General features: G+C 75.5%; 2 protein-coding genes. Both read right to left on the minus strand.

Translation table 11 applies throughout. From position 1 onward, the window contains the following. Positions 1–44 precede the first annotated feature (44 nt). Entirely contained in the window at positions 45–1,091 is a 1,047-nt protein-coding gene (locus OG852_RS03305) for a ketoacyl-ACP synthase III family protein (protein ID WP_133916953.1), read from the minus strand. After that, positions 1,088–11,458 carry a type I polyketide synthase gene (locus OG852_RS03310; RefSeq protein WP_330347001.1) on the minus strand — a complete coding sequence of 3,457 codons (10,371 nt, stop codon included), beginning with the start codon at positions 11,456–11,458 and terminating at the stop codon, positions 1,088–1,090. Before OG852_RS03310 ends, OG852_RS03305 begins: the two co-directional genes overlap by 4 nt. Positions 11,459–11,499: the final 41 nt, after the last annotated feature.

Consider the following 11,499-nt stretch of genomic DNA (forward strand, 5'->3'; position numbering starts at 1 on the left):
TCAGGACCCGGCACCACGTCCTCGTGGTGCCGGGTCCTGCCGTGTCAGGCCCGGGCCCAGTCCGGGATCTCCAGGACGGTCAGCACGGCCGAGGTGGAGACCCAGCCGGCCGCCGACGTCGTCATGAGGATGTTGTCGCCCGGCGCCACCAGCCCGTTGACGAGCAGGTGGTTCAGGGAGACCGCCATGTCGCAGGCGCCCATGTGCCCGTACTCCTTGCCGAAGTGGGCGGTGGAGCGCGACATCGGCAGACCCAGCGGCTGCATCTTCGTCTGCTCGACCATGAGGGAGTCGCTGTTCGCGGCGACCACCCAGCGCAGGTCCGACGCGTTGAGCCCGGCGTCCACCAGCGAGCGGTGCACCAGATCCAGCTCGAAGTCCCGGATCATCTCCATGCACTTGTCGAGCGGCATCACGTGCTGGTTGAAGTACATCAGCAGGTCCAGCGTGCCGGAGGCCTTGCGCTCCTCCCCGCGGAACGGCAGCAGCGACTCCTCCCCGCGGTGCCACTGCTCCAGCTCCGGCATGGTGCCGGAGTTCACCGCCCGCAGCGCCGCGAACCCGCCCTCGCCACTGAGCAGGACGGCGGCGCCGCCGTCACTGGCGGTGAAGCCGGTGCCGAAGCCGCGCCACCGGTCGATCAGCGGGCTGGTGAAGTTCTCCGCGGCCGTCACCAGCGCGGTCTCGGCGCCCGCAGCGCCCGTCAGTTGCCCGACGGCGACCTCGATCCCGGCCAGTAGCCCGTTGGAGTGCTGTCGCACGTCCGTGCTCGCCACTCCGCTCGCGCCCAGCTCGCGCAGCACGTACCCGGGCGGGTAGAACCCCTCGGGGCCGTGCTGGACGGCGGTGCAGTGGACATGGAAGTCGAGGTCGTCGATCTCGCTGCCGGACCGGCGGAACGCGTTCCGGGCGGCGAGTACGGCCATGTCCAGCGCGGGCAGGTCGCCGGCGATGTAGGCGGTGGTCAGCCCGGTGGCGTACTGGATGGAGAACTCGTCGTAGAGACCCTGTGCGACGGCCTCCTCGACGGTCACCCGCTGCTCCGGGATGTACACCCCGACCGTGTCGACGTAGACGCCGTTCGTCTTCATGAGTGGTTGTTCTCCTTGGTTGTCGTCAGCAGTTCTTCCTTGAGGCGCGACACCAGCAGTACGGGCGTGTCGGCCTCGAACAGCAGGGCGGCGGGCAGCCGGAGCCCCGTGGTCTCGCGCAGCCGGTTGCGCAGGGCGAAGGCGGTCAGCGAGTTGAGGCCGATGTCGCGGAAGGCACGGGTGTCCTCGACGGCTTCGGGCGAGGCGTAGTCGAGCACCGCCGCCACGTCCGCGCGCACGAGGTCCATGAGGACGGCGTCGCGCTCCGCGTCGGCCAGCCCGGCGAGACGGCGCCGGAGCATGCTGAGGGCGCCCGCGTCCCCCGGCCGGCCGGCCCGGCGTCGCGCCGGTGGTCCGGCCAGGCCCCGCAGCGGGGCCGGCAGGCTCGCGTCACCCGCCCGGCCGAGGAGCGTCCCGGTGTCCGGACGGAGCAGGACGGCGGTGGGGGCGTCCGTTGCGCACGCGGCGTCGAACAGGTCCCGGCACGCGGCCCCGGACAGCAGGCCGACTCCCTTCGGCGCCGCGCCCGCGGCCCGGTCCTGGCCGTCCCAGGGTCCCCAGGCCACCGACAGCCCCGGCAGCCCCTCGGCACGGCGGCGCCGGGCGAGCGCGTCGAGGAAAGCGCCCAGGGCGGCCTCGTCGCCCCGCCCCGCGGCCCCCAGTGTGCCGGCGGCGGACGAGAGGAGGACCAGGGGCACCGCGGCGGGGCCGGACCGGCCGGGCGCCGTCAGCTCGCAGAGGCGCAGTGCCGCCCTCAGCTCCGCCTCCAGCGGTTCTCCGTCCGTGTCCGCCGCGCCGTCCGCCTCCCGGCGCTCCGGCACCTGCGCCGCGTGGACGACCGCGGTCAGCGGGTGCCCGGCGGGGACCGCGGCGAGGAGCGCGGCCGGCGCCGCCTGGGACGCCGGGTCGCACTCGGCGACGGTCACCTCGGCGCCCCGCTCGGTCAGTTCTACCTTGAGGCGGGCAAGTTCCTCCGTCTTCCCCCGGCCGGCGAGCAGCAGACGGCGCGTGTCTCCACGCTCCACCAGGTGCCGGGCGATCTCCGCGCCGGCCGCCCGGTCGGCGCCGGTGACCAGGACGGTTCCCTCCGGGTCGACCGGCAGGCCCGTCCCGTCGGCGGTGGCGGGGACGGGTGTCAGCCTGGGAACCCGCACGGCGCCCTGGACCAGGGCCAGTTGGGGTTCGGGGAGGGCCAGCGCCGACGGCAGGGCCCGCCAGGAGGCGCGCTTGCCGTCCAGATCGGCCAGCACCAACCGGTCGGGGTCGGCGGGCTGGGCGGAGCGGACGAGGCCCCAGACGGCGGCGACCGCCGGGTCCGGCGCCCGGGTGCCGTCCTCGGCGAGCGAGCCGGAGGTCAGGACGGCGAGCCGGGCGTCGGCGAACCGGTCGTCGGACAGCCACTCCCCCACCAGTGCGGCGACGTCGCGCACCGCGGTCGCACCGGTGAGGTCCCCCGGTGCGGGCACGCAGCCGGTCAGGACCGCCTCGGGCACGGCCGCGCCGGAGTCCAGCGCCTTGGCGAGCGCGGTGAGGCTGTCGTACGCCTCGGTGTAGACACCCGCCTTCATCAGCGCGGCGCGGGCGCCGAGCGGATCGGGTCCGACGAGCGCCCAGCGGGGCTTCTCCGCCGGGGCCGCGCACTCGATCTCGGGCCATGCGAGCCGGAACAGCGGACCGTGGTGTGCGGTGCGGGCGCGGGTGAGCCGTGCCGGGTCGACGGTCCCGAGCCGTATCCCGTCGATCGTCGCGACGGGCCGCCCGGTGTCGTCGGCGGCCTCCACGGCGACGGTGTCGGTCCCGGTACGGGTCAGCCGGACGCGCAACGACGAGGCGCCCACGGCGTGGAGCGTCATCCCGTGCCAGGCGTCGGGCAGGTACGGCGTGTCGGCGCCGGGGGCCTCCCCGCCGAGGGTGAGGGTGCGCAGGGCCGTGTCCAGCAGCGCCGGGTGCAGGCAGTAGGAGGCGCCCTCCGGCCGCTGTTCGGCGGTCAGGGCGACCTCGGCGAACAGGTCGTCACCACTGCGCCACAGACCCAGCAGCCCCTCGCCGGCCCGCACCGGCAGGCCGGCCGGGTCGGCGGGCTCGGCGTCGGCGGGCGGCCAGACCTCCAGGTCGAAGGCGGCCGGGCCGTCCGCGGGGCACAGCACCGCCCGGGCGTGGCACGTCCAGGGCGTGCCGGGCAGGGCGCCCGCGCGCCGGGAGTACACCCGCAGGAGGCGCTCCCCCGACGGCTCCGCCTCTCCGACCGTGACCCGCAGTCGGACCTCGTCCCGTTCGGGCAGGACCAGGGGATCCACCGCGGTCAGTTCCACGACGCGGTCGCACCCGACCCGTTCGCCGGCCTGGAGGGCGAGTTCGACGAGCACCGTCCCGGGCACGGTCTCCGGGACGGCGGCGGCGCCGGAGAGCGTGCCGGTCAGGACGAGCCCGCCCGGCTCGGGCAGTTCGACGACCGCGTCCAGCAGCGGGTGCCGGTCCGCCGGGCCGGTGGTGGCGTCGGCGCCGGAGTGCGGGGCGGCGGCCATCCAGTAGGGGCGGCGGTGGAAGGCGTAGGTGGGCAGCGGGATCCGGCGTGCCCCGGTGGGTGCCAGCACGGTGTCCCAACGGACCTCGACGCCCCGCACGTGCAGCTGCGCGAGGAGGGGCACGAGGCCGAGTCCGTCCGGCCCGGTGAGCGGCAGCAGGTCCGCACGCGCGTCGGGCTCGGCGCCGCCGTCGGGGGAATCGCCCTCGGTGTCCGGCCCGCCGAGGACGACCAGGGTGCGGTGACCGCTGTCCAGCAGCGCTCTCAGCGCCTGCTCGGGCCGGCCGCCCTCTCGCGTCAGACCGTCGGCCCACCGGGCGGCGCCGGTCTCCTCCCCGTCCAGCCAGCCACCGGTCGCGGACGAGAAGAACGGCGTGGCGGCGGGCGTGAAGCCGACCGGTGGTGCGGGCTCGTCCGTCGTCCGGGCGTGGTGGACCGCGAGCCGGGCGCCGGCTTCGAGCGGGAGCAGTCCGGCGGCGCAGGCCGCCGCGATCTCGCCGTCTCCCCGGCCGGTCGTCGCCGCGGGCTCGATGCCGTACGAGCGCAGCAGGGCGGTCATCGCGACGGCCACGGCCCAGCCGAGGGGTCCGGCGATCTCCGGCCGGCCCCGCCAGTCGGGTTCGGCCCGACCGGCCAGGACGTCGGCGGGGGTCCAGTCGACCAGCCCGGACAGGGCCCGTCCGCAGGCTTCCAGTGCCTCGGCGAACACGGGGGCGGAGTCGGCCAGCGGTGCGGTGCTCGCCGTCCACCCGGCGTCGGCGGCCGGGAAGGCGAGGACGAGGGCGGGCAGGGCGGAGCCGGTCGGGGCGGTGCCGCTGACGACCGGGGTGTCGGGCTCGGTCCCGTCCGCCAGCGCCTTCAGGGTGCGCAGCGCCGTGGCGTGGTCCGGGACGGTGAGCACCGCGCGGTGTTCCAGGGCGGAGCGGGTCGTGGCGAGCGAGAGGGCCACGTCCGTCAGCCTGGTCGCCGGTTCGTCCGTCAGGAACGTGTGCAGGCGGGCCGCCTGGCCGCGCAGCGCCTCGGCGCCGCGCGCGGACAGCGCCAGCGGGATGCCGCCGGGCGGCATCGGAGCCCCGGCCTCGGTGCCGTCGGCGGTCCGGGTGTCGACAGGGGTGTCGGTGCCGCCCACGGCCCCGTCCCGGGGCGGCTCTTCGATGATCACGTGGGCGTTGGTGCCGCTGATGCCGAAGGAGGACACACCGGCCCGGCGCGGTCGGTCGCCCGGCGGCCAGGCCACGTCCTCACTCAACAGCTCCACCGCGCCCGCCGACCAGTCGACGTGCGGGGAGGGCGGGCCGGTGTGCGGGGTGCGGGGCAGGACGCCGTACCGCATCGCCATGATCATTTTGATGATCCCGCCGGCTCCGGAGGCCGCCTGGGTGTGACCGATGTTGGCCTTCATCGAGCCCAGCCACAAGGGCCGCTCGCGCTCCTGCCCGTAGGTGGCGAGGAGGGCCTGTGCCTCGATCGGGTCGCCGAGCGGGGTGCCCGTGCCGTGGGCCTCGACGGCGTCCACGTCGGCGGCGGCGAGTCCTGCGGAGCGCAGCACCTGGCGGATCAGGCGCTGTTGGGCCGGTCCGCTCGGGGCGGTCAGTCCGTTGGAGGCACCGTCCTGGTTGATGCCGCTGCCGGCGACCCGGGCGAGGACGGTGTGGCCGCGCCGCCGGGCGTCGGAGAGCCGTTCGAGGAGGAGCAGGGCGACGCCCTCGGCCCAGTTGGTGCCGTCGGCGTCGGCCGAGAACGGCTTGCACCGGCCGTCGGCGGCCAGGGTGCGCTCCCGGCTGAAGGCCAGGTAGGGGTCCGGCTGGGACATGACCGCCACACCGCCGGCGAGCGCCAGGTCGCACTCCCCGGCGCGCAGGGCCTGCGCCGCCAGGTGCAGCGCGACCAGCGAGGACGAGCAGGCGGTGTCCACCGCCACCGAGGGGCCCTCCAGACCGAAGGCGTACGACACCCTGCCCGCGGCCACGTTGCCGGCCGTCCCGTTCTGCATGCCGGACGCGTAGTCGTGATAGGTCACGCCCGCGAACACGCCGGTGCGGCTGCCCTGGAGGGAGGTGGGGGCGATCCCGGCCCGTTCGAACACCTCCCAGGAGGTCTCCAGCAGCAGTCGCTGCTGCGGGTCCATGGTGAGCGCCTCCCGGGGGGAGATGCCGAAGAGCTCGGCGTCGAACTCGCCCGCGTCGTGGAGGAATCCGGCCTCCCGGACATAGGTGGTGCCGGGGCGGTCGGAGTCCGGGTCGTACAGCGCGTCGAGGTCCCAGCCCCGGTCGGCGGGAAACGGGCCCAGGCCCTCGGCTCCCGCGGCGACCAGACGCCACAGTGCCTCGGGCGAGTCGGCGCCGCCGGGGAAACGGCAGCCCATGCCGACGATCACCACGGGGTCGTCGTCGGGCCCGGCGGGGCCGAGGCGGGCGGGGGTGTCCTCGTCCTCGGCCCGCTCCCCGCCCAGGCCCAGTTCGGTCGCCAGGTGCCGGATCAGGGCGCCGGAGGTGGGGTGGTCGTACACGAGGGTGGCGGGCAGACGCAGTCCGGTCTCCTGCCCGAGCCGGTTGCGCAGGTTCACGGCGGCGAGCGAGTCGAAGCCCAGCTCCTTGAACGGCTTGTCGGAGCCGACGAGGTCGGCGCTGTCGTACCCGAGGATCGCGGCGACCTGGCCGGTGACGAGTTCGGCCACCGCGCGGTGCCGCCGGGCGCGGGGCAGGGAGGCGAGCCGACGGGCGAATCCACCGCCCTCGCCGTCCCCGCCCGCGGCGCCGCGCCGGACGGTGACCCGCAGCAGTCCGCGCAGCAGCGGCGGCAGTTCACCGGTTTCGGCGCGCGAGCGCAGGGCGCGCCGGTCGAGACGCATCGCGAGCAGGAGCGCCCGCTCGGCGGCGGTGCCGGCGTCGAACAGGGACAGGCCCCGCTCGGCGGAGAGGGCGATGACGCCCTGGGCGGCCGCTCGGGCGGTGTGGCCGGGGTCCAGGGCGGCGGTCATGCCGCCGAACCGCTCCCACGGTCCCCACGCCAGTGAGGTCGCCGGAAGCCCGGCCGCGCGACGATGCTGGGCGAGGGCGTCGAGGAAGGTGTTGGCGGCCGCGTAGCCGGCCTGGCCGGGATTGCCGAGCAGGCCCGCCGCCGACGAGAACATCACGAACGCGGAGAGGCTCTGCCGCCGGGTCAGTTCGTGCAGATGGGCGGCGGCGGTGGCCTTTGCGTGGAAGACCGTGGCCAGGCGCTCCGGTGTGAGCGAGGTGAGCAGACCGTCGTCGAGCACACCGGCGGTGTGCACGACCGCGGTGACCGGGTGCTCGGCAGGGACGGCGGCGAGGAGGGCCGCCAGCGCGGCGCGGTCGGAGACGTCGCACGCCTCGACCGTGACCTCGGCGCCGAGCGCGGTCAGTTCTTCGCGCAGCCCGGCCGCGCCCGGTGCCCCGGCCCCGGACCGGCTGACCAGCAGCAGCCGCCGTACGCCGTGCCCGGCCACCAGATGCCGGGCGGTCAGGGCGCCCAGCCCGCCGGTGCCGCCGGTGATCAGCACGGTCCCCTCGGCTCCGAACGCCGGCGGCGTTCCTTCGGCCGGACGCGGCGCGCGCACGGCCCTGGGCGCCAGGAACACATCGTCGCGGACGGCGAGTTGGGGCTCCTCGCCCTGGAGAGCGGGCAGGGGCGCGGAGTCGGGCGTGTCACGGTCGACGAGCAGGAAGCGGCCGGGGTGCTCCGACTGGGCCGTCCGCACCAGCCCCCAGACGGGGGCGTGGACGAGGTCGGGTACGCGGTCCTCGGGCGCGGCCGCCACGCCGTGGCAGGTGAGCACCACCAGCCGGGATCCGTCGAGCCGCTCGTCGCCCAGCCACTCCTGGAGGGTCGCCAGGACGGCGGCGGTCGCGTCCCGCGCGGCCGTGGCGAGACCCGGACCGTCGTCGGGGTCGTCGGCGGAGGCGACCGGCAGCAGCACGGTCGTGGGCGCCGCCGTGCCCTCGTCCAGGGCGGCCCGCAGCGCGGTGAGGTCGTGGTGGACGCGGACGGGGACGCCCTGCTCGGCGAGGTGGGCGGCGAGGGCCGTGCCGTCCGGGGCGAGCACCGCCCAGTCGCCGTCCCCGCCCGCCGTGAGTCCCCGGTCGGCGGCCTGACCGGCCACCGGCGCCCACTCCAGCACGTACAGCCCGTCGGGCGGCCCGTCGGCGGCCGACGAGGAGACGTCGGAGAAGGTCAGGGAGACGGAGTCGACGGTGGCCAGCGGCCGCCCGTGGGTGTCCGCCAGGGTGAGCGCGACGCGGTCGGTGCCCGCGCCCGTGACCCGCAGCCTGGCGGTGCCCGCTCCGGTGGCGTGCGCGGTCACGCCGTGCCAGCCCCGCGGCAGTGCGACACGGCCCTCGCCCGCCTCGGGCGCGGCCCACAGGACGGTCTGCAGCGCGGCGTCCAGCAGGACGGGGTGCAGGCCGAAGGCAGCGGAGTCTCCCGCGTGCGCCTCGTCCGGGACGGCCAGTTCGGCGAAGAGTTCATCGCCGCGGCGCCACAGGGCGCGCACCCCGCGGAAGGCCGGGCCGCGGACGTGGCCGCGCAGCGCCAGCAGGTCGTACAGGTCGTCCACGTCGACGGGTTCGGCCTGCTCGGGCGGCCAGACGTCGCTCTCCGGCGCGTTCGCGGCGGGCTGGGCGGTGGTGGTGAGGATGCCCTCGGCGTGGCAGCGCCAGGGCTGGTCGCCCTCGTCGTCGTCCGGGCGGGAGTGCACCGTCACCGTACGGCGTCCCGTGTCGTCGGCGGCTCCGACCAGGATCTGCATCCGTACCGCGCCCTGCGGGGGCAGCGGCAGCGGTTCACGGAGGGTCAGTTCCTCCAGGGAGGTACAGCCGGCCTCGTCGCCCGCCCGTACGGCCAGTTCGACGATTACGGACGCGGGCAGCCGCGCGTCGCCCGCCTCCTCCAGGTCGGCGAGCCAGGAGGGGGAGCGCAGGGACAGCCGCCCGGTGAGGAGCACGCCACCGGCGTCGGCGAGTTCGACGGTGGCACCGAGCAGCGGGTGCCGCGCGGCCCCGAGGCCCGCGGCACGGATCCCGGCTGCGCCGGAGGCCGCGGCGGGCAGCCAGGCGCGGCGCCGCTGGAAGGCGTAGGTCGGCAGCGCTTCCGGCGGCGGGGCGGGGGTGTCCGTGTCCGGGCCCGTGCCCTCGCCCCTGAGGAGGCCGGCCCAGTCGACGTCGGCGCCGCGGGTGTGCAGCGCGGCGAGGGCGGTCTCGAAGACGCGGGGTCCCGGCTGGTCCTTGTGCAGGGCCGGAACGGCGAGCACCTCGTCCTGGGCCGGCAGGCTCTGCGCCGCGAGGGCGGACAGGGTGCCGTCCGGGCCGAGTTCCAGGCAGCGGGTGACGCCCAGGTCGGCCAGGGCGCGGACGCCGTCGGAGAAGCGGACGGCGTGCCGGACGTGCCGCACCCAGTACTCGGGGCCGGCCAGGTCGTCGGGGTCGGCCGGGCGGCCCGTGAGGTCGGAGACGACGGTCAGGCGCGGCGGGTGGAACTCCAGCGACTCGGCGACCCGCCGGAAGTCGCGCAGCATCGGGTCCATCAGGGGCGAGTGGAAGGCGTGACTCACCCGGAGGGCGGTGGCGCGGTGGCCGTCCGCCCGGGCCTGTTCCGCGATCTCCTCGACGTCGGCGGCGACGCCGGCGATCACCGTGGCGCGGGGCGCGTTGACGGCGGCGACGCCGACCCGGTCGCTGCGTCCCTCCAGCAGGGGGAGCACCTCGGCCTCGGAGAGCTGGAGGGAGAGCATGGCGCCGCCCTCGGGGAGCGCCTGCATCAGCCGGCCGCGGGCCACCACCAGCCGGCAGGCGTCGGCGAGGGACCAGACCCCCGCCACATGTGCGGCCGCCAACTCGCCGACGGAGTGCCCGAGAAGCACGTCGGGACGTACGCCGAAGGACTCGGCGAGCCGGAACAGGGCGACTTCCAGGGCGAACAGCGCGGGCTGGGCGTACTCGGTGCGGTTCAGCAGCTCGGCGTCCGTGCCGAACACCACGTCCTGCAAGGGGCGTTGGAGTGTGGTGTCGACCTGGGCGCACACCTCGTCGAAGGCGTCCGCGAACACCTCGTACGTCTCGTGCAGTTCCCGTCCCATGCCGAGGCGCTGGGAGCCCTGCCCGGCGAAGAGGAACGCGGTCCGGCCGCTTCCCGAGGCCGAGCCCGTGACCAGGCCGGGCCGGGCGTGACCGGCGGCCAGGGCGTCCAGGCCGCGCAGCAGTTCGTCGCGGTCGGTGCCGAGCGCCACCGCGCGCTCCTCGAACACGGACCGGGTGGTCAGCAGCGCGGCGGCGGTGCGTGCCGGGTCCGTCACCGGGCGGGACCGCACGAAGTCGGCGAGCCGCCGGGCCTGGTCGCGCAGGGCGGCGGGGGTACGGCCGCTGACCCGCCAGGGCACCGCCCCGGACGGCAGGCGCAGGGCCCGCGGCGCGGGACCGGGCTCGCCGGGGTCGACGGTGACCTCGTCCGGGGCCTGTTCCAGCACGACGTGGGCATTGGTGCCGGAGACACCGAACGCGGACACCCCCGCCCGGCGCGGACGGTCCGCCGACCGGGGCCAGTCGGTGTTCTGATGGACCAGCCCGACGGCACCGGCCGTCCAGTCCACGCGGCTGGTGGGCTCGTCGGCGTGCAGGGTCCGCGGGAGCAGGCCGTGGTTCATGGCCAACACCATCTTGATCACACCCGCCACACCCGCGGCGGCCTGCGTGTGCCCGATGTTCGACTTCACCGACCCCAGCCACAACGGCCGCTCACGGTCCTGCCCATACGTCGCGATCAGCGCCTGCGCCTCGATCGGATCACCCAGAGCCGTACCCGTGCCATGCGCCTCCACCGCGTCCACGTCCGCCGGCGTGAGCCCCGCACCCGCCAGCGCGGCCCGGATCACCCTCTGCTGCGACGGACCATTCGGCGCCGTCAGACCATTCGACGCGCCGTCCTGATTGACCGCACTGCCCCGCACCACCGCCAAAACCCGGTGCCCGTTGCGCCGCGCGTCCGACAACCGCTCCACCACCAGCACACCCACACCCTCACCCCACCCCGTACCATCCGCACCCTCCGCGAACGCCTTGCACCGACCGTCCACCGCAAGCCCCCGCTGCCGCGAGAACTCCACAAACGCCCCCGGCGTCGACATCACCGTCACACCACCGGCCAACGCCAGATCACACTCACCCGAACGCAACGCCTGCACCGCCAGATGCAACGCCACCAACGACGACGAACACGCCGTGTCCACCGTCACCGCAGGACCCTCCAGCCCCAGCACATACGACACCCGACCCGACAACACCGACGCGGTGATGCCGGTGGTCAGGTGCCCGTCGGACTCCTCGGGCCGGTCGAGCATGAGCGCGAGGTAGTCCTGGCCGTTGGTGCCCGTGAACACGCCGGTGCGGCTGCCGCGCAGCGCGCCCGGGTCGATGCCCGCGCGTTCCAGTGCCTCCCAGGAGGTCTCCAGCAGCAGCCGCTGCTGGGGGTCCATGGTCGTGGCCTCGCGGGGCGATATGTCGAAGAACGTGGAGTCGAACAGCGGTGCGTCGTAGAGGAACGCTCCCTGGCGGGCGTACGTGGTGCCGACACCGCCCGCCGCGTCGAGGACGCCGTCGAGGTCCCAGCCGCGGTCGGCGGGGAAGTCGGCGACGGCGTCCCGGCCCTCGGTGAGCAGCCGCCAGAACTCCTCGGGCGTGTCCGCTCCACCGGGAAAGCGGCAGCCGAGACCGACGATCGCCACCGGCTCCTGGCGGCTCGTCTCGACGTCATGAAGACGCTTGCGGGTCTGGCGGAGGTCGGCCGTCACCCTTTTCAGGTAGTCCCGCAGCTTCTCTTCATTGCTCGCCATCGTGCTCCACTTCCTCGCCAAAAAGCCGTGAACGGTCCCGT

The sequence above is a fragment of the Streptomyces sp. NBC_00582 genome, from assembly GCF_036345155.1.
In the GTDB taxonomy this organism is placed as follows: domain Bacteria; phylum Actinomycetota; class Actinomycetes; order Streptomycetales; family Streptomycetaceae; genus Streptomyces.

Bases quoted from the DNA above. Each gene is read 5' to 3' on its own strand.
- OG852_RS03310 (WP_330347001.1), bottom strand. From the start codon at position 11,458: ATGGCGAGCAATGAAGAGAAGCTGCGGGACTACCTGAAAAGGGTGACG.
- OG852_RS03305 (WP_133916953.1), bottom strand. From the start codon at position 1,091: ATGAAGACGAACGGCGTCTACGTCGACACGGTCGGGGTGTACATCCCG.